An 18823-nucleotide genomic window follows, 5' to 3' on the forward strand; every position below is an offset into this window, starting at 1 on the left:
ATCAGGCGGCGGCGCGGGTTGGGAGCCGCGCCGCCGCGGCGTCATGGGCCAGCGCGCCGAGCGTGACGAAGACCAGGAACACCCAGCCCGACAGCGCGCCGGCCTGGATGCCCGACAGCAGCACGCCCACCGTGCAGCCGAGCGCCGTCATGGCGCCCCAGCCCATCAGCGCGCCGCCCGCGAGGCCGCGCAGGACCTGCCCGCGGGTGGGACGGGCGGGCGCGAAGCGGCCGGAGACGAGCGCCGCGGTGAAGCTCGCCGCCACCAGCCCAAGCACGAACAGGCCGTTTTCGGACAGCAGCGTCTCCTTCACCACGGTGGCGCAGCCTCGCAACCCGTCGAGCCCGAACAGGGTGGAGGGCAGCAGCCCGGCGGCGCCCGCCGCGGTGCGGGCCGCGCTGCCGAGCTCCGCCGTGACGCCGAGCGGCGCGACGCGCAGGTAGGCGAGTGTCCCGATCGCTCCCACCAGCAGTCCGGTGGGCAGGAACGGCCAGCGCTCCACCAGCACGGCGCGCGCGGCGCTGCGAAGCGTCAGCGGCGCGCGCGGGTCGGCCGCTCCGGCGCGGGCGCGGGCGAGCGCCAGCGCCGCCAGCAGCGCGAGCAGGCCGAGCGTCAGCGCAAGCCAGAGCGGATAGCCGAACACGGACGGCAGCCAGACCACGGGCGCCTCGGCGACGGTCGCGAGGTAGATCGGGTTCCAGGTCTGGAAGCCGATCACGAAGCCCGCGACCGCGCCCACGAGCGCGAAGGGGGAGGTGGGGGAGCCTTCGCCGAGCCGGTAGAGATGGGCCGAGAGGCAGGAGCCGGACAGCGCCATGCCCACGCCGAAGGCGAAGGCCGCGACGGCGAGCGCGGGGCTCACCGGCCCCACATGGGCGGTGGGCGGCAGGCGTCCGCCGAAGGGGTTCGGGACCCAGGCGCCGAACACCGCGGCGTAGCCGACCGCTCCGATCGCCAGCGCGACCAGAATGGCGAGCACGCCGCGGGGGTCGCCGGCCCGGGTCAGGTCGCGCAGGTTGCACAGGAAGCAGAAGCGCCCGCGCTGCAGCACGAGGCCGAAGGCGGCGCCTGAGAGCAGGGCGAAGGACTGGCGCGCGCCCACCGCGCCCGGGGTCTGCCCGAACGCATGAGCGGCGGCCGCGAGCAGGGCGAGCGTCGCGAGAGCGACGAGGACCGGCCATGAGCCGAAGCGCCGGAGCGGGGAGAGCACGGGAAGACCTTTCGAGAGGCGATGCGGAACGCAGAGCGGCCGGCGACCCCGTAGGGATCGCCGGCCGGCAATGATGGCGACGGCGCGTTTCCCACCGCCGCCATGCGCGTCGTCCGCCGGCGCCGCGCCCCGACGCCTGCGGACGAAACGGATCGAGCCTTACTTGCCCTGCCAGACGGTGCCGGTGAGGTTCGCGACCGGCACGCCGACGGCGTTGCCGTATTCGGTCCACGAGCCGTCGTAGTTCTTCACGTCGTAGCCGAGCACCTTGGCCAGCACGAACCAGGTGTGGCTGGAGCGCTCGCCGATGCGGCAGTAGACGATCACCGGCTTGGAGCCGTCGACGCCGGCGTCGGCGTAGATCTTCTTCAGTTCGTCCTTGGACTTGATGGTGCCGTCGGCGTTCACCGCCTTGGACCACGGTACGTTCTTCGCGTTCGGCACATGGCCGGCGCGGACCGCCAGCTCCTTGGAGCCCTCCGGCGCGAAGATCTTGCCCGAGAACTCGTCCGGCGAGCGGATGTCGAGGAGGGTCGAGCTCTGGTCGCCTTCGGCCACCTTCAGCACGTCGCCGAGGCGCGCGCGCACCTTCGTGTTCAGTTCGCCGATCTCGATCGAGCCCTTGGCGCTCTCCGGCGTCGCGGTGTCGAGCGGCAGACCCTTGGCCTCCCAGACCTTGCGGCCGCCGTCGAGCAGCTTCACCCGGTCGCCGAGGCCATAGGCCTCCAGCACCCAGGCGCCCCAGGCGGCGAACCAGTTGTTGTTGTCGCCGTAGAGGACGATGGTGGTGTCCTTGTCCACGCCGGCCGTGGACAGCAGCTTCTGCAGGTTCTCCCGGCTCGCGATGTCGCGCTTCACCGGGTCGACCAGCTCGGTGTGCCAGCGGATGTTGGTTGCGCCCGGAACATGGCCGCGCTCATAGACGCCCGGATCGACGCTGACCTCGAACACCTTGACCTTGGGGTTCTTCAGGTTGTCGGCGACCCAGTCCGCCGTCACCAGCGCGCCGTTCTCGGCCGCGCCCGCGCCGGCGGTCAGCCCCGCCGCCAGAACCGCGCCCAACACCCCCGCAATCGCCTTCATCGTCGGCCTCCTGAGCCGTTCGTCAAACCGGACGCGATTGATCCCGAGCGCGTGGCCATCGTCAATATATATATTCAGTAGATTTAATTGACAATAATGTGATGGGCTGTTTCTTGCCGGGTCACAGGGTCCGCAGGAAGGCGGCGAGGGCGGCCCTTTCGCCCGCCGTCAGCCCGAGCGGCGTCACGTGAGGCGAACGGGCGGCGGCCGCGCGGCGCAGCGGCTGCGCGGCCTCCCGCGCGTTGCGGATCCAGATCTCGCCGCCGCCGCGGTCGTAGAGGGCGATGACGCCTTCCAGCGTGGGGAACAGGCCCGCATGGCCGTAGGGGCCGGTGTCGCGGGCATGGCGCAGGCCCGGCGTGCGGAAGGCGCCGGCGTCCGCCGTGTCGCCCGTCGCCTCATGCCGGCCCAGGTCCTGCCCCGGCTCGCCGAAGGCGGAGAGGCCGAGATTGTGGAAGTCGTCGTCCGTCAGCGTCGGCCCGAAGTGGCAGTTGGCGCAGCGCGCCTTGGTGCGGAACAGGTGCAGCCCCTCGATCTCCTGATCGCTCAGGACTGCGGCGTCGCCACGGGCGAAGCGGTCGAACCGGGTCTCGGAATCGAGCGTCGCCACATAGGCCGCCAGCGCCGCGCCGGCGCGGTCGGGCGTCAGGCCGGCGTATGGCGGGTCTCCGGAGAAACGCGCGAGCGCGTGGTCGAGGCGGGCGTTCCCCATCTCGCGCGGGTCCGTGATCGGCGCGAGAAGCCGCTCGCTCAAGGATGTGGCGCCGCCGTCCCAGCCGAGGCTCGGCCTCGCCTCCACGCCGATCAGCGAAGGCGGGTTGCGCCGGCCACGGGCGCCCTCGTGCCCCGTGGCGACGGGCGTCCGGACCGTGAAGCCGGTCGCCGGATCGTGGCAGGAGGCGCAGGCGAGATCGCCGCCCGCGGACAGGCGCGGCTCGAAGAACAGGCGTCGGCCGAGCCCGATCTCGACTTCGGGGCCGCGCGCGGGCAGATCGCGGGCTCCCAACTCCACGAAGGCCACGCCCGGGTCGACCCAGGGCGTCGGCCATGCGGATGGAGGGGCGGCGTAGGCGGCGCGCAGGCGGTCTCGGGGCGTCTCCTCCGGCGCAAGGGCCGGCGTGGGCGCCAGCGCGAACAGGACCGCAAGGCCTGCGCGGCGCGCCGCCTTCAATGGCAATCGGCGGCCACCTGGTCGCGATAGACCTCGAAGTCCACCGTCGAGGCCCAGGATGCGGCGCGCTGCTTCCATCCGGCCGCGCCGGCGATGGCGGCGGTCGCCTCCGCCGCCCATTCCACTACGTCCGGCTGGCGCGTAGAGGCGACCACGGCGAGCGTCGTCGGCGCAGTTTCCGGCAAGGTGGCGGAGAACTTGCGCCAGATGCGCTTCTCCAGCAGCGGCTTCAGCAGCGCGGCGTCATGGATCGAGGCGTCGCAGAGGCCGGTGCGCAGGTCGATCAGCGCGGCGGCGGGCGCGGAGGCGAGCCGCAGCGTCGCGCCATGGGCTTCCGCCAGCCGCCGCCCGGCGAGGTTGGCCTTCGACACGCAGGCGGTGCGGCCGCGCAGGTCGCTCCAGTCCCGGATGTCGGTGTCCGAGCGAAGCGCCGCGCTCTGTCCCGAGGCGTAGCCGACGGGAAACGCCTCCACGTTCGGGGCTGCGGCCGGTCCGGCGCGGGCGACCAGAAGATCGATTCGCCCGTCCCGCAGCGCCGCGTCGGCCTCGTCCGGTCCCAGCCGCACGATCTGCGCTTTGGTTTTCAACCGCCCTGCGAGCGCGCTGGCCAAGTCTCCCTCGAAGCCTTCCTCCAGATAGATGCGGCCGCCCTGGGTCTCGGGCGCCTGCGGCGTGGCGAGTCCGATGCGCAACGGTGCGGCCGCCGCCTTCGTCGCGGGGCCCGTGGCCGAAACGGCGCCTGCGGCGGCGAGAGCGAAGAGGCCGGCGGCCAGAGCCGCGAAACGGAAGGGGTGGGCGACGGCCATCGGCCAAGTCCTTGATTCGGAAAGACATAAACTCAGACGAAGCGGAGTCCGCCAGCTGGCGTGGCCGGTGGCGTCCCAGGGCTTGCAATGCCAGCTCAGTCTGTATATCAAAAATGTAGATTTTATAGCAAATGGCGTGGCGAGGCCGCCCGCCTTGCTCCTTCGGGGAATGGAACCATGAAGATTCGTCATCGCGTCGCGGTCGCGCTGGCCGCCGTGGCCGGGCTGGGCTCGCTCGGGCTCGCCGGCGTCTCCTCCGCCACGCCTCAGGCGGCCGCGCAGGCTCAGTCCGCCGTCGCGCCGGCGTCCGATCTGAAGGCCATCAACCTCCAGCTCACGCCCTGGACGGTGGTCGCGCGCGAAAAGGGCTTCTTCAAGCAGGAGTTCGACAGGATCGGCGTCACAAACGTGAACCTGATCGCCTCCGGCGCGGCGGACCTGCTGGGCGCCGAGGCGGCCGCGGTCGGCGGCGGCGCCATCGCCATCGCCCAGCGCATGATCTACCCGGCGACGGTGCACCGGGCGAACGGGCTCGACGGCGTGATCATCTGGGCGTCCGAACCGTCGAACCGCTACCGCGCGCCGATCCTCGCCCGCGCCGACAACGACGCCATCCAGACGGTGAAGGACCTCGACGGCAAGAAGTTCGGCTCGAGCCGCATCAGCTGCTACTGGTCGTCGCCGTTCGAGATCCTGCAGAAGGAAGGGCTGCCCTTCGATAGCCGCGAGAAGGAGGGCCGCGTCCGCTACACCTCGATCGACAACTCGGCCGTCGCGATCTCGGCCGTGCTGTCGGGCGCGAGCGACGCCACCACCGCCCATCTCGCCGCCGGCGCCTTCGTGGGGCCGTGGCTCTCCGGCAAGCTGAAGGTGGTCGGCCGCTCGCCGGACGACGGCGTCTATGTCAACAACGCCGGCCGCGTGACCTACTTCGCCCGGCGCGACTTCGTGAACAAATACCCGCAGGTGGTGAAGGCCTTCCTCGCCGCCCGCGAGCGCACCCGCGAATGGGTCGGCGACCACGTGGACGAGGCGGCCGAAATCATCGCCCGCGAGACCCGCGTGCCGCTGGAGGCCGCCAAGTTCCAGATCAGCCATGCCGGCGAGTGGGAGTTCATGGCCGGCGAGCCCAACGCCCAGCGCGCCCGCGAGGCCATCAAGACCTTCCAGGCCTGGTATGTGGAGCACGGCGACGACATCCTGAACGAGCGCCGCCTCACCAGCGAGCAGGTGGACGCCTTCGTGGACGGCCGCTTCTTCGTGGGCGGCGACTACTCGATCTACAACTGACGGACCCCGCCGGAGCCTGCGTCCGCGGGCTCCGGCGCCGTCTCGTCCCGAAACTCTCCAGCATGTTCAGGGAAGGGCGCAGCGGCATGACCAGCAGCGCGGATTTCATCGGCGGCGTCGTTCCGGCGCGCCCGGCCCGGCCTCCGGCGTCGCGGCGGCGGATCAGCGGCGACGCCTTCATCGGCCTCGTGCTTCCGGCCATCATCCTGGGCCTGTGGCAGGCGTCCGCCAGCTTCGGCTGGGTCGACGCCGTGTTCCTGCCGGCGCCGGCGACGGTGGCGACCGCCTTCTGGACCATGCTGACCAAGCAGCGGCTGGCCTGGGACTTTCTGGCCAGCGTCGAGATCGTGGGCCAGGCGTTTCTTTACGGCTCTGCGCTCGCGCTCGTCCTCGGCGTCGCCGCCGGGCTGTCGCGGCGGGTGGAGCGGTTCTTCGGGCCGACCTTCGACACCATCCGCCACATTCCCGGCATCGCCTGGCTGCCGCTGATCGTGCTGTGGCTCGGCATCGGCGCGCCGGCCAAGGTGCTGGTGATCGCGAAGTCGGTGTTCTTCCCCGTGTTCCTCAACACGCTGCAGGGCGTGCGCAACGTGGACCGCTCCTATGTGGAGCTGGCCGACGCGCTGACGCTGACCCGCTGGCAACTGGTGCGCAAGGTCATCCTGCCCGCGGCGCTGCCGAACATCCTCGTGTCGCTGCGCTACGCCGCGGGCCTCGCCTGGGCGCTGGTGGTGGTGGCGGAAGGTCTGTCGGGCCTCGAGGGCCTCGGCTTCCTGATCTTCCGCGCCCAGGGGCTGCTGCTCACCGACCAGCTTCTGGTCTGCATGGTGGTGATCGGCCTCGTGGGCTTCGCCATCGACCGCGGCATGTTCTTCGTCCAGCGGCGCCTGCTGCGCTGGAAGCAGGGCTTCGAAGGCTGAGAACGGACAAGGAGAAACATCATGGGCGTTCCCGGCCGTCTCGACATCCGCAACGTGTCCAAGAGCTTCGACGTGGACGGCCGCCGGCTGGACGTGCTGTCCCATGTGAGCTTCGACGTCGCCCCCGGCGGCTTCGTCTCGATCGTGGGTCCCTCCGGCTGCGGCAAGTCCACGCTGCTGCGCCTGATCCTCGGCGTCGACGGCGACTATCAGGGCGACATCCTGCTCAACGGCGAGCGCATCTCGAAGCCGGCGCTGTCCCGCGGCGTGGTGTTTCAGGACCACCGCCTGCTGCCCTGGCTGACGTTGCAGCAGAACGTGGCGCTCAGCCTCGAAAACTCCGGCTGGTCGCAGGAGGAGAAGGAGAAGGCGGTGGCCGAGCACATCGCGCTGGTCGGGCTGCAGGGCTTCGAGCAGGCCTTCCCGCACCAGCTGTCCGGCGGCATGGCCCAGCGCGGCGCCATCGCCCGCGGGCTCGCCAACCGGCCGGACATCCTGCTGCTGGACGAGCCGCTGGGCGCGCTCGACGCGCTGACCCGGCTCCGGCTTCAGGGCGAGCTGCAGCGCATCTGGCGGGCGGAGGGCGTCACCATGATCCTCGTCACCCACGACGTGGACGAGGCGATCTTCCTCAGCGACGAGGTGATCGTGATGAACGCCAAGCCCGGCCGGGTGGCGGAGCGCATCGTCGTCGAGCTGGACGGCGAGCGCGATCGCGGCTCGGCCGCCTTCGCCGCGCACAAGAAGCGGGTGCTCGACGCCATGGGCGACTATGTCCGCGCCGCGGCGTGACGGCCTGCGGTTCGCCGCCGCCTGCGCCGGGCTGCTGCTCGGCGCTTCCACAGCCATGGCGGCGGACACCGCGCCGTCCACCGACCTGCCGGATCTGGCGCAGGTCCGGGCGCAGATCTACGCCGGAGAGTATCAGGCGGCGGCCGACCGTCTGCTGGCGCTCAGCGCAACCGTCCGCCACGCCGACCTCTACAATCTGCTCGGCTTTTCGCTTCGCCATCTGAAGCGCTACGACGAGGCGGCGCGCTGGTACAAGGAGGCGCTCTGGTACGATCCGGGGCACCGCCCGGCGCTGGAATATCAGGGCGAGCTGTTCGTGGAGACCGGCGACTTCGCCCGCGCCGAGACCAACCTGACCCTGCTGCGGCTGCTGTGCCACCCGGACGGATGCCCGGAGATCGACAAGCTGGAGGCCGCGCTTCGCGCTGCGGGGCGCCCGGTGCCGCCCGCCTCCTGACGGGCGCGCAGCGCGAAAAGCCTTCGCCTCTAAATTATATATTTTAGATAGAAAATATGATGTTTTGGCGTTAGCCTGATCTCCATGTTGGGCGGGCCGCCCGATCCATCGACGACCACGAAGGGGCACGACCGCCATGGCCAAGCGCTCGGGGCAGCTCAAGCTCAACGCGTTTCATTACGTCTCCGGCCACCACGCCGCGGCGTGGCGCCGGCCGGAGGCCTCCGCCGACGACCGGATCGAGGATTACGTCGCCTTCGCCCGGCTTGCGGAGGAGGGCCGGTTCGATGCGGTGTTCCTCGCCGACAGCGTGGACGTGCGGCTGCTCCATCCCGAGGGCGCGGCGCGCAAGGCCCACACCGGCGCCACGCTGTTCGAGCCTCTGACCCTGCTGTCCGCGCTGTCGGCGCACACCAGCCGCATCGGACTCATCGGCACGGCCTCCACCAGCTTCAGCGACCCGTACAATCTGGCGCGGCAGTTCCTCTCGCTCGATCACCTCAGCGGCGGGCGCGGCGGCTGGAACCTCGTCACCTCCAACGATCCGGAGGCGGCGCTGAACTTCGGCCACGCCAGGCCGGTGCCCCACGCCGAACGCTACGCCCGCGCGGAGGAGTTCGTGGACGTGGTGCTCGGGCTTTGGGACTCGTTCGAGGACGGCGCCTTCCGCCGCGACCGGGACAGCGGCGTCTACTTCGACCTCGACAAGCTGCATGTGCTGGACCACCAGGGCGCGCATTTCCGGGTGAAAGGTCCGCTCAACGCGCCGCGCAGCCCGCAGGGGCGTCCCGTGGTGGTGCAGGCGGGCTCGTCCGAGCCCGGCAAGGAGCTCGCCGCCCGCACGGCCGAGGTCATCTTCACCGCTCAGCAGACGCTGGCCGAGGCGCAGGCCTTCTACGCCGACGTGAAGGGGCGGCTCGGAAAATACGGCCGCGCGCCGGACGAGCTGAAGATCCTGCCGGGCGCCTTCATCGTCACCGGCGCGACCGAGTCCGAGGCGAGGGAGAAATTCGACGAACTGCAGAGCCTCGTGCATCCGGACGTGGGGCTGGAGCTGCTGCGGGTGCAGCTCGGGATCGACCTGCGCGGCTACGATCCGGACGGCCCGATCCCCGATCTGCCCGACACCGCCGGCGGCAAGGGCCGGCAGGCGCTGGTGGCGGCGCTCGCCCGGCGCGAGAACCTGTCGATCCGCGAGCTTTATCTGCGCATCGCCGGGGCTCGCGGCCACTGGCAGCTCGTGGGAACGGGCGCGCAGATCGCGGACCAGCTCGAGGAGCGCTTCGTCGAATACGGCGCCGACGGCTTCAACGTCATGGCGCCGGTCATCCCCGGCGGCCTGCGGGACGTGATCGATCATGTGCTGCCGGAGCTGCGCCGCCGCGGCCCGTTCCGCACCGAATATGAAGGCCGGACGCTGCGGGAGAACCTCGGCCTGAAGCGCCCCGAGAACCGCTTCGCCGCCCGCGCGGCGGTGGCGGCCGAGTGAGGGCGCGTCCATGATCGCCGCCGGACTCCGCGCGCTTCCGCTTGAGAGCGCGGACGACCTTGACGCCCTGATCGCCCACATCGCCGAAGGCGCCGCCGAGCGCGACCGGGACCGGGTGATGCCGTTCGACCTGTTCGACCGCATCCGCGCGTCCCGTCTCGGCGCGCTCAGGCTGCCGAAGGCCGAGGGCGGGCGCGGCGCCTCGTTCCGGGAGCTGCTGGAGGTGGTGATCCGCCTCGCCGCGGCCGATCCGAACGTGGCCCACGCCCTGCGCAACCATTTCACCTTCGTGGAGCGCCACGCCCGCGCGAAGAACGCGCCGAACCGGGAGAAATGGGCGGCGCTTGTGGCCTCCGGCGCGCTGTTCGGCCTCGCCAACACCGAGCTTGCGAGCCCGGCCATCGGCGGCGGCGCGTTCCAGACCACGCTGACCCCCGACGGCGACGGCTGGCGGCTCGACGGCGTGAAATACTACTCCACCGGCACGATCTTCGCCGACCATGTTCTGGTGCGGGCCGCGGGTCCCGAGGGCCGCAACGCGTCCGCCATCGTGCCGACGGACCGCGAAGGCGTTGAGACCGTCGACGACTGGGACGGCGCCGGCCAGAGGCTCACCGGCTCGGGCACGACCCATCTGCGGAACGTGCGGGTGGAGCCGGACGAGGCCATCTTCGACACGCCGACCGTGGGCTATGGCTACGCCTACCACAACACCCTGGCCCAGCTCATCGTCACGGGCGTGGTGGCGGGCGTGCTGCGCAACGTGCGCGACGACGCGGTGGCGCTGCTGAAATCCCGCAAGGACCGGCACTTCTATTATGCGTCCGCCGGGAGCGCGGCCGAAGACCCGCTGCTGCAGCAGATCGTGGGCGAGATTTCGGCCGCCTCCTTCGCCGCGGACGCCACCGTGCTGGCGGCCGCGGACGCGCTCGAGGCGGTGGCGGAGGTCCGCGACCGGGGCCTGCCCGGCGCCGAGGTCGCCCATCGCGCCGCGGAGGCCGCGGCCAAGGCGAAGCTGGTGGTGGACGAGCTGACGCTCAAGAACGCGAGCCGGCTGTTTGACGTGGGCGGCGCCTCGGCCACGAAGCGGGCGAAGAACCTCGACCGCCACTGGCGCAACGCCCGCACGCTCGCCTCCCACAACCCGTCCGCGCTGAAGGCCCGGGCGCTGGGCGCCTACGAGCTCACCGGCGAGCCGCTGCCGGCGCTCGGGTTTTTCTGAGAAAAGACGTCAGGCGGAGCAAAACGTGGTCCAGCCGTGTGGCGAACGCAAAAAAAAGCAGAGCATGGCGCTCTGCTTTTCGGCAGTTCCTCGTGCGGTCCGTCGGGTGAGCGCCGCGAGCGGTGCGGGACTTCGGCGGCTCACCTCTAGGCGATCTGGCTCGCCTGCGGACATCCTCCCAAGACTTGGGCCTTATTACTCCGGCGCGGCGACCGCGCCGGAGGCCCTTTGTTATTGAGAGTAAGCTTAGACCTGCTTTTTGCGTCTGTCATCTGCTTGCGCAGTGAAGCTGAAAAATAATGCATGATTACTCGCCGGGCGCCGGGGCGGCGCCAGGCCGGGCGCAAATCCGCGCGCGCGGGGCGGGCGGGCTTGTGTTTTGCGGGGGCATCGGCTTTCGTTCCGCCGCGTTCGGCGCGCCCTGCGTCGCGCCGTCTTTCTCCGAACCGTCCGGGCCTTTTCATGCGTGTCAGCCGTTACTTCATGCCGATCCTTCGCGAGGCGCCGAAAGAGGCTGAGATCGTTTCGCACCGGCTGATGCTGCGCGCCGGCATGATCCGCCAGGAAGCGGCCGGCATCTACGCCTGGCTGCCGCTGGGCCTGCGGGTGCTGAACAACATCACCCGCATCATCCGCGAGGAGCAGGAGCGCGCCGGTTCGGTCGAGCTTCTGATGCCGACCATCCAGCTCGCGGACCTGTGGCGCGAAAGCGGCCGCTACGACGCCTACGGCAAGGAGATGCTGCGCATCCGCGACCGGCACGACCGCGAGATGCTCTATGGCCCGACCAACGAGGAGATGGTGACGGAGATCTTCCGGTCGAGCGTCCGCTCCTACAAGGACCTGCCGAAGAACCTCTATCACATCCAGTGGAAGTTCCGGGACGAGGTGCGGCCTCGCTTCGGCGTCATGCGCTCCCGCGAGTTCCTGATGAAGGACGGCTACTCCTTCGATCTGGACGCCGCCGGCGCGCGCGTGTCGTACAACCGCATGGTGGTGGCCTATCTGCGCACCTTCGCCCGGCTCGGTCTGAAGGCCATCCCCATGGCCGCCGACACCGGCCCCATCGGCGGCGATCTCAGCCACGAGTTCATCATCCTCGCCAAGACCGGCGAGAGCGAAGTGTTCTGCCACAGCGACTACCTGGAGTTCGCGACGCCCGAGGCGACGGTGAACTTCGACGATGCCGCCGAATTGCAGGGCCTCGTCGACCGCTGGACCAGCCTCTACGCCGCCACCGAGGAGAAGCACGACGAGGCCGCCTTCGCCGCCGTGCCGGAGGACAAGCGCCTGTCCGCCCGCGGCATCGAGGTGGGCCACATCTTCTACTTCGGCACCAAGTACTCGGAATCCATGAAGGCCTATGTCACCGGCCCGGACGGCAAGGACGTTCCGGTCCACATGGGCTCCTACGGCATCGGCCCGTCGCGGCTCGCCGCCGCGATCATCGAGGCCGGCCATGACGACGCCGGAATCATCTGGCCGGATGCGGTCGCGCCGTTCAAGGTCGGGCTGGTCAACCTCAAGCCGGGCGACCAGGCGACCGACGCGGCCTGCGACGACATCTACGCCAAGCTGACGAGCCAGGGGATCGACGTGCTGTACGACGACACCGACGACCGCGCCGGAGCGAAGTTCGCCACCATGGACCTGATCGGCCTGCCCTGGCGGCTCGTGGTCGGCCCCAAGGGCCTCGCCGCCGGGACCGTGGAGCTGAAGCGGCGCGACGGCGGCGCGGCTGAGGCCGTCAGCATCGACTCCGCGCTCGCGCGCCTGATCGGCTGATCCGGCGCATGGCCGCCTCCCAGACGGCGAACGCCCCCGTCGCGGACGCGACTGGCGGAACCCGCCCGTTCGCGCCGTTCGAATGGATGGTCGCCGGCCGCTATCTGAGGGCGCGCCGCAAGGAGGGCTTCATCTCCGTCATCGCCGGGTTCTCGTTTCTCGGCGTGACGCTCGGCGTCGCCACGCTCATCATCGTGATGGCGGTGATGAACGGCTTTCGCACCGAGCTTCTGAACAAGATCCTCGGCATCAACGGCCATGTGGTGGTTCAGCCGCTGGACGAGCCGCTGAAGGATTACGCCTCGATCGCCGACCGGCTGGCGAAGGTGGAGGACGTGCGCTTCGTCATTCCGCTGGTGGAGGGGCAGGCGCTGGCCTCGTCCGGCTCGGCCTCCGGCGGCGTTCTGGTGCGCGGCATGCGGGCGCAGGACCTGGGCAAGCTGCAGCTCGTCTCCCGCACCATCCGCGAGGGCACGCTGGAGGGCTTCGACGACGGCGACGGCGTGCTGATCGGGCGGCGGCTCGCGGACCAGCTCGCGCTGCGCGCCGGCGACACCATCCAGCTCATCTCGCCCAACGGCGAGGTGACGCCCATGGGCGTGACGCCGCGCATCAAGAGCTACCGGGTGGCGGCCATCTTCGAGATCGGCATGTCGGAATACGACGCCGCCTTCGTGTTCATGCCCTTCACGGAGGCGCAGGCCTATTTCGACCGCAACGACGACGCCTCCGCCATCGAGGTCTACCTGAACCATCCCGATCTGGTGGACCGCGTGAAGCCCGAGCTGCGCAAGGCGGCGGGACGCGCAGTCTACATGATCGACTGGCGGGAGCGGAACCGCACCTTCTTCTCCGCGCTTGAGGTGGAGCGGAACGTGATGTTCCTCATCCTCACCCTGATCGTGCTGGTGGCGGCGCTCAACATCATCTCCGGGCTGATCATGCTGGTGAAGGACAAGGGGCGCGACATCGCCATCCTGCGCACCATGGGCGCGACCAGCGGCGCGGTGATGCGCATCTTCCTGATCACGGGGGCGAGCATCGGGATCGTCGGCACCCTGTCCGGCTTCGTGCTCGGCATGCTCGTGTGCTGGAACATCGAGGCGATCCGCGCCTTCCTCGCCTATGTGACCAACACCGAGCTGTTCTCGCCGGAGATCTATTTCCTCAGCCGCCTGCCCGCCGACCCGAACGCGGGCGAGACCGCGGCGGTGGTGCTGATGGCGATGGCGCTGTCGGTGCTGGCCACGCTCTATCCGTCCTGGCGGGCCGCCCGGCTCGATCCGGTGGAGGCGCTGCGCTACGAATGAGCGACCTGTCCGAGGATGACGCCGCCGAGGCCTTCGAGGCCGCGCGCGACGAACGCATGCCGATGCTGCTGCTCGACCGGGTGGTCCGCCGCTACCGCCAGGGCGCCGACGCGCTCGAGGTGCTGTCCGGCGCCTCCATGGCGCTGCACGCCGGCGAGGTGGTCGCGCTGGTCGCGCCGTCGGGCACCGGCAAGTCGACGCTGCTGCATGTGGCCGGCCTGCTGGAGCGGCCGGACGGCGGCGAAGTCTATCTCGACGGCGAGCCGACCTCGTCCTTAAGCGACGACGCCCGCACCGCGCTTCGGCGCAACGAGGTGGGTTTCGTCTACCAGTTCCATCATCTCCTGCCGGAGTTCTCGGCTCTTGAGAACGTCGCGCTGCCCCAGCTGATCCGTGGGTTGCCGGCGCCCCAGGCGCGTGAGCGGGCGAGCGAGCTGCTGTCCTATCTCGGTCTCGGCCACCGCCTGTCGCACCGGCCGGCGGAGCTTTCAGGCGGCGAGCAGCAGCGGGTCGCGATCGCCCGCGCCGTCGCCAACGCTCCGCGGCTGCTGTTCGCGGACGAGCCCACGGGCAACCTCGACCCCGTGACCTCCGCCCATGTGTTCAACACCCTGACGCGGCTCGCCCGCGCCTCCGGCCTCGCCGCCGTCGTCGCCACCCACAATCTCGATCTCGCCGGCACGCTCGACCGCCGCATCACCCTGCGCGACGGCCAGATCGTCGATCTCTGACGGCCTGTCGGAAGCTTCGGCTTTGGCGTCATGCCCGAGGACCAAGCTCAGGGATGACGCCAAGCGCGAATGTCCAAGCAAGCTCTGAAATCCAACGATCGCCGCGGCCGGGCGACGGGAAACGTCGAGGCCGGCGTGACCAAAACCGCCGCCGTCCGATTCCCGAACGGCCCGGCCCGCGCTCCAAACGGACGTAGGCGACTGCGACTTCTGCTCCTCTGTCTCCGGAGCTCCCCCATCCACGCGGCCATGTCGCTCGCACCCCGCTTCCGCACCATCCACAGATTTGTTCTTGACTCCGGACGTTATGAGAACAAAAAATGAACTTAGCAAGTTCAAAAACGGAGTGGCGCCATGGGTTGGCAGGCGGCGAAGGTGGTGTGCGGCGGGGTGCTTGAACTCTGCGCGGTGAGCGTTTTCATCGGGGCGGTGCTGTTCTGGGGCGCGGCGCTGGGACCCATCTAGGCGGCGACCTGAGATGAAAAACCTGTGCGGATGGCGTCGGCGGCGAATTTGGCGGGCGCGGACGGTCTAGGATCGCAAGGTCTAAGGAGGGCGTCATGGCCAATGCGGACGGACTTCGGGGTGATCTCGGTTTCGTGCATCTCCATGTGCGCTCGTCGTTCTCGCTGCTGGAAGGCGCGCTGACCGTCGGCCGACTGGCGTCGATCGGCAAGACCGACCACATGCCGGCCATGGCGTTGACTGACAACAACCTGTTCGGGGCGCTCGAGTTTTCCGAAAAGATGGCTGCAGCGGGAATCCAGCCCATCTGCGGCATGGCCGTCGACGTGGAGTTCGCCGACCGGGAGGAGCGTCCCGGCCGTCCGGGGCGTGACGCACGCCGCCCGCTGATCGTGCTGCTGGCAAGGTCCGAAGCCGGCTACCGGAATCTGATGGCGCTCGGCAGCCGCGCCTTTCTGGAAAGCGATCCGACCGAGGGCGTGTTCGCGACCCCGGCCATGCTCGAGGCCCACCGCGAGGGGCTGATCGCGCTCACCGGCGGCCCCGAAGGTCCGGTGGACCGGCTCCTGCTCGAGGGTGTGGACGATCTCGCCGCCGCGCGTCTCGACCGGCTGGCCGATCTCTACGGCGACCATCTCTATGTGGAGCTTCAGCGCCACGGTCTCGCGAGCGAGAAGGGCGTGGAAAGCGGGCTCGCGGAATTCGCCTACCAGCGCGGCCTGCCGCTGGTGGCGACCAATGGCGCGCGGTTTGGCGACCGCGCCGATCACGAGGCGCATGACGCGCTGATCTGTCTGGCGGAAGGGCGGTATCTGGCGGAGAGCGACCGGCGGCAGCTCACGCCCGAGCATGGCCTGAAAAGCCGGGCCGAGATGGTCGCGCTGTTCGCGGATCTGCCGGAGGCGACCGCCAACAGCGTCGAGATCGCCCGGCGCTGCGCCTACCGACCGCGCACCATGAAGCCGATTTTGCCCCGCTTCACCTCCGGGGCGGACGGGGCCGAAGACGAGGCGCGCGAATTGCGGCGTCAGGCGGAGGTCGGTCTCGCCGCCCGTCTCGCGCTGCATGGACCCGCCCCGGAGCTTGACGTCGAAGCTTACGAGAAGCGGCTCGCGTTCGAACTCGACGTGATCGAGCGGATGAAGTTTCCGGGCTACTTCCTGATCGTTTCGGACTTCATCAAATGGGCGAAGGACCAGGGCATTCCGGTCGGTCCGGGCCGCGGCTCCGGCGCGGGCTCGCTGGTCGCCTACGCGCTCACCATCACCGACCTCGACCCGCTGCGGTTTGGATTGCTGTTCGAACGCTTCCTCAATCCCGAGCGCGTGTCGATGCCGGATTTCGACATCGACTTCTGTCAGGACCGCCGGGAAGAGGTAATCCGTTACGTCCAGCGGCGTTACGGGCATGACCGCGTTGCGCAGATCATCACCTTCGGCACCCTGCAGGCGCGCGGCGTGATGCGCGACGTGGGGCGCGTGCTGGAGATGCCCTACGGGCAGGTGGACAAGCTCTGCAAGCTGGTGCCGCAGAACCCCGCCAATCCGGTCACGCTCAAGCAGGCGGTGACCGACGAGCCCAAGCTCGCCGAAGCGCGGGCGGAGGACGAGAAGGTCGGGCGCATGCTCGACATCGCGCTCAAGCTCGAAGGGCTTTACCGCCACGCTTCCACCCACGCCGCCGGCATCGTGATCGGCGACCGCCCGCTGTCGGAGCTCGTGCCGCTCTATCGCGATCCGCGCTCCGACATGCCGGTGACCCAGTTCAACATGAAGTGGGTGGAGCCGGCGGGGCTGGTGAAGTTCGACTTCCTCGGCCTCAAGACGCTGACGACGCTGACGACCGCGGTCGACCTGCTGAAGCGGCGCGGGGTCGACCTCGACCTCGGCACGATCCCGCTCGATGACGCCGCCACCTACGCCATGCTGTCCCGGGGCGAGACGGTCGGCGTGTTCCAGCTGGAAAGCGCGGGCATGCGGCGCGCGCTCGCCGATATGAAACCTGACCGGTTCGAGGACATCATCGCGCTGGTCGCGCTCTACCGTCCGGGCCCCATGGCCAACATACCGGTCTATTGCGCCCGCAAGCACGGGCTCGAACGGCCGGAATACCCGCATCCCAAGCTGGAGCCGATCCTCGGCGAAACCTTCGGCGTCATCATCTACCAGGAGCAGGTGATGCAGACCGCGCAGGCGCTGGCCGGCTACACACTGGGCGAGGCCGACATGCTCCGGCGCGCCATGGGCAAGAAGATCCGGTCCGAGATGGACGCCCAGCGGCAGCGTTTCGTGTCCGGCGCCACCGAGCGCGGCATCGGCGAGGCGGACGCCTCCACCATCTTCGATCTGCTGGCCAAGTTCGCCGACTACGGCTTCAACAAGAGCCATGCGGCGGCTTACGCGCTGGTCGCCTACCAGACCGCCTATCTCAAGGCGAATCACCCGGTGGAGTTTCTGGCCGCCTCCATGACGCTCGACATGGGCTCCACCGACAAGCTGGCGGAGTTCCGGCAGGAGGCGCTGCGGCTCGGCATCGTGGTGAAGCCGCCCTGCGTCAATCGCTCGGCGGTCGCGTTCGACGTCAGCGAGGGGGCGATTCTCTATGCGCTTGCGGCGCTGAAGGGGGTCGGCGCGCAGGCGGTCGAGACGCTGGTGGGAGAAAGCCGCCGCCGCCGCTTCGCCGATCTCGCCGATTTCGCCCGCCGGATCGACGTCCGCGCCCTGCCGAAGCGCGCGCTCGAACAGCTGGTCCAGGCCGGCGCGCTGGACGCGCTGGAGCCGGACCGCGCGCGGGCGCTGGCCTGCGTCGAGGCGGTGATGGCGATCGCGGCCCGCACGCGCGAATCGGCCGACCGCGGCCAGCCGGACATGTTCGGCGCCACGGCCGATCCGATTCGACCCACGCCCTACGAAGGCTGGTCCACCGGCGAGCGGCTGAAGCGGGAATATGAGGCAGTCGGTTTTTTCCTTTCCGGCCATCCTCTCGACGACTACCGGGCCCTGCTCGAAAAGCTGCGGCTGCAGCGCTACGGGGATTTCGTCAACGCCGCGAAGCAGGGCGCGACCGCCGGCCGGCTCGCCGCCACCGTGCTTGCGCGCCAGGAGCGCAAGACCAAGAGCGGCAACCGCATGGGGGTGATCACCCTGTCGGATCCGACCGGGCATTACGAGGCGGTGATTTTCTCGGAAGGTCTCGCGAAGCACCGGGACCTTCTCGAGCCGAACACGCCGGTGATTGTCTCGGTCAGCGCCGCGGTCGAGGGCGACGAGGTGCGCTTGCGGCTTGAGAACGTCGAGCCGCTGGACCGGGCGGCGGAGCGGCTGCAGCGGTCGGTGCGGGTGTTCGTGCGGGCGCCCGATCCCGTGGAGACGCTGGCGAGGCGGCTCGAGCGCGGCGGCGACGGCGAGGTCTCGGTGGTGCTGATGCTGGAGGAGGGCGCCACCGAGGTGGAGATCCGTCTGCCCGGCAAGTACCGGGTTTCGCCGCAGATCGCGGGGGCGCTGAGGGCGGTGCCGGGGGTGGTGGCGGTCGAAGCGGCGTGAGGCCGGGGATGGGGCGGGCTGCGTGTCATCTTAGCGGTTGACACGACCGGGCTCGGCCCCCTAAAGCACCGCCCACGAAAGCGGATCGCCCATGGGCTGACGCTTTCGTGTCGTCTTCGGCGCCGGCTGATGACGGACAGAACGTGGAGGGGTGCCCGAGTGGTTAAAGGGGACGGACTGTAAATCCGTTGGCTCAGCCTACGTTGGTTCGAATCCAACCCCCTCCACCATCTGTCCGACCAAGAGTTTGCGGGTGTAGCTCAATGGTAGAGCAACAGCCTTCCAAGCTGATGACGAGGGTTCGATTCCCTTCACCCGCTCCATCTCTCTGAAGCTTCACCGCCGTGACGGGCGGAGACGAACAGCCGGCCGATCCGGCGACAGACGCTTGCAAAGTTCTGGCCGCCGGGTAAAGAAGCGCACGCGTCGATCCGGTCGACCCTGACACACCTCATCCAGCCCACCGCAGGACGTAAGCAAGAGCCATGGCCAAGGAAAAGTTCGCGCGGACGAAGCCGCACTGCAACATTGGAACGATTGGTCACGTTGA

The 18823-nt window shown here is 69.5% G+C and carries 14 protein-coding genes and 2 tRNA genes; 12 read left to right on the plus strand and 4 right to left on the minus strand.

All coding sequences use genetic code 11. The annotated features are described in order from the left end of the window. Position 1: 1 nt before the first annotated feature. The 4 genes from PKE85_RS17525 to PKE85_RS17540 form a co-directional block, all read right to left on the minus strand. A complete protein-coding gene (locus tag PKE85_RS17525; RefSeq protein WP_271206048.1) occupies positions 2-1210 on the minus strand; it encodes a YeeE/YedE family protein in 1209 nt (402 codons plus the stop codon). 159 nt (positions 1211-1369) lie between these two features. After that, on the minus strand, positions 1370-2293 hold the full coding sequence (locus tag PKE85_RS17530) for a sulfurtransferase (protein ID WP_271206049.1): 924 nt from the start codon (positions 2291-2293) through the stop codon (positions 1370-1372). Positions 2294-2414: 121 nt separating this feature from the next. Continuing rightward, entirely contained in the window at positions 2415-3470 is a 1056-nt protein-coding gene (locus PKE85_RS17535; protein ID WP_271206050.1) for a cytochrome-c peroxidase, read from the minus strand. Continuing rightward, positions 3461-4270 carry a transporter substrate-binding domain-containing protein gene (locus tag PKE85_RS17540; RefSeq protein ID WP_271206051.1) on the minus strand — a complete coding sequence of 270 codons (810 nt, stop codon included), beginning with the start codon at positions 4268-4270 and terminating at the stop codon, positions 3461-3463. The genes PKE85_RS17535 and PKE85_RS17540 overlap by 10 nt, the downstream gene beginning before the upstream one ends. A 177-nt stretch (positions 4271-4447) precedes the next feature. Here PKE85_RS17540 and PKE85_RS17545 point away from each other — a divergent pair, with 177 nt between their 5' ends. From PKE85_RS17545 to PKE85_RS17600, 12 genes are all read left to right on the plus strand, one after another. Continuing rightward, a complete protein-coding gene (locus PKE85_RS17545) occupies positions 4448-5560 on the plus strand; it encodes an ABC transporter substrate-binding protein (RefSeq protein WP_271206052.1) in 1113 nt (370 codons plus the stop codon). 86 nt (positions 5561-5646) lie between these two features. Further along, on the plus strand, positions 5647-6480 hold the full coding sequence (locus PKE85_RS17550; protein WP_271206053.1) for an ABC transporter permease: 834 nt from the start codon (positions 5647-5649) through the stop codon (positions 6478-6480). Positions 6481-6501: 21 nt separating this feature from the next. Next, entirely contained in the window at positions 6502-7272 is a 771-nt protein-coding gene (locus tag PKE85_RS17555; RefSeq protein ID WP_271206054.1) for an ABC transporter ATP-binding protein, read from the plus strand. Further along, positions 7253-7729 (plus strand): tetratricopeptide repeat protein, encoded by a 477-nt coding sequence (locus PKE85_RS17560; RefSeq protein WP_271206055.1) that lies wholly within the window; start codon positions 7253-7255, stop codon positions 7727-7729. Before PKE85_RS17555 ends, PKE85_RS17560 begins: the two co-directional genes overlap by 20 nt. 136 nt (positions 7730-7865) lie before the next feature. Then, positions 7866-9218 (plus strand): LLM class flavin-dependent oxidoreductase, encoded by a 1353-nt coding sequence (locus tag PKE85_RS17565; protein WP_271206056.1) that lies wholly within the window; start codon positions 7866-7868, stop codon positions 9216-9218. A 10-nt stretch (positions 9219-9228) separates the two neighbouring features. Further along, positions 9229-10440: an acyl-CoA dehydrogenase family protein gene (locus tag PKE85_RS17570; RefSeq protein ID WP_271206057.1), complete on the plus strand. Its 1212-nt coding sequence runs from the start codon at positions 9229-9231 to the stop codon at positions 10438-10440. A 462-nt stretch (positions 10441-10902) separates the two neighbouring features. After that, entirely contained in the window at positions 10903-12225 is a 1323-nt protein-coding gene (gene proS / locus PKE85_RS17575) for a proline--tRNA ligase (RefSeq protein ID WP_271206058.1), read from the plus strand. An 8-nt stretch (positions 12226-12233) separates the two neighbouring features. Continuing rightward, positions 12234-13535, plus strand: a complete 1302-nt coding sequence (locus tag PKE85_RS17580; protein ID WP_271206059.1) for a lipoprotein-releasing ABC transporter permease subunit — start codon at positions 12234-12236, stop codon at positions 13533-13535. A gap of 56 nt (positions 13536-13591) precedes the next feature. Continuing rightward, the gene (locus tag PKE85_RS17585) at positions 13592-14266 is read left to right on the plus strand and encodes an ABC transporter ATP-binding protein (RefSeq protein ID WP_428981379.1); all 675 of its coding nucleotides are present in this window, start codon (positions 13592-13594) and stop codon (positions 14264-14266) included. Positions 14267-14826: 560 nt separating this feature from the next. Beyond that, positions 14827-18273: a DNA polymerase III subunit alpha gene (gene dnaE, locus PKE85_RS17590; protein ID WP_271206061.1), complete on the plus strand. Its 3447-nt coding sequence runs from the start codon at positions 14827-14829 to the stop codon at positions 18271-18273. A 145-nt stretch (positions 18274-18418) separates the two neighbouring features. Next, a tRNA-Tyr gene (locus tag PKE85_RS17595) sits at positions 18419-18503 on the plus strand. 19 nt (positions 18504-18522) lie between these two features. Next, positions 18523-18596: transfer RNA gene (locus PKE85_RS17600), tRNA-Gly, on the plus strand. Positions 18597-18823 lie beyond the last annotated feature (227 nt).

It is taken from the genome of Methylopila jiangsuensis (assembly GCF_027922305.1).
GTDB classification, from domain to species: domain Bacteria; phylum Pseudomonadota; class Alphaproteobacteria; order Rhizobiales; family Methylopilaceae; genus Methylopila; species Methylopila jiangsuensis.

Bases quoted from the DNA above. Each gene is read 5' to 3' on its own strand.
- PKE85_RS17530 (WP_271206049.1), bottom strand. From the start codon at position 2,293: ATGAAGGCGATTGCGGGGGTGTTGGGCGCGGTTCTGGCGGCGGGGCTG.
- PKE85_RS17540 (WP_271206051.1), bottom strand. From the start codon at position 4,270: ATGGCCGTCGCCCACCCCTTCCGTTTCGCGGCTCTGGCCGCCGGCCTC.
- PKE85_RS17545 (WP_271206052.1), top strand. From the start codon at position 4,448: ATGAAGATTCGTCATCGCGTCGCGGTCGCGCTGGCCGCCGTGGCCGGG.
- PKE85_RS17550 (WP_271206053.1), top strand. From the start codon at position 5,647: ATGACCAGCAGCGCGGATTTCATCGGCGGCGTCGTTCCGGCGCGCCCG.
- PKE85_RS17555 (WP_271206054.1), top strand. From the start codon at position 6,502: ATGGGCGTTCCCGGCCGTCTCGACATCCGCAACGTGTCCAAGAGCTTC.
- PKE85_RS17560 (WP_271206055.1), top strand. From the start codon at position 7,253: ATGTCCGCGCCGCGGCGTGACGGCCTGCGGTTCGCCGCCGCCTGCGCC.
- PKE85_RS17565 (WP_271206056.1), top strand. From the start codon at position 7,866: ATGGCCAAGCGCTCGGGGCAGCTCAAGCTCAACGCGTTTCATTACGTC.
- PKE85_RS17570 (WP_271206057.1), top strand. From the start codon at position 9,229: ATGATCGCCGCCGGACTCCGCGCGCTTCCGCTTGAGAGCGCGGACGAC.
- proS (WP_271206058.1), top strand. From the start codon at position 10,903: ATGCGTGTCAGCCGTTACTTCATGCCGATCCTTCGCGAGGCGCCGAAA.
- PKE85_RS17580 (WP_271206059.1), top strand. From the start codon at position 12,234: ATGGCCGCCTCCCAGACGGCGAACGCCCCCGTCGCGGACGCGACTGGC.
- PKE85_RS17585 (WP_428981379.1), top strand. From the start codon at position 13,592: ATGCCGATGCTGCTGCTCGACCGGGTGGTCCGCCGCTACCGCCAGGGC.
- dnaE (WP_271206061.1), top strand. From the start codon at position 14,827: ATGGCCAATGCGGACGGACTTCGGGGTGATCTCGGTTTCGTGCATCTC.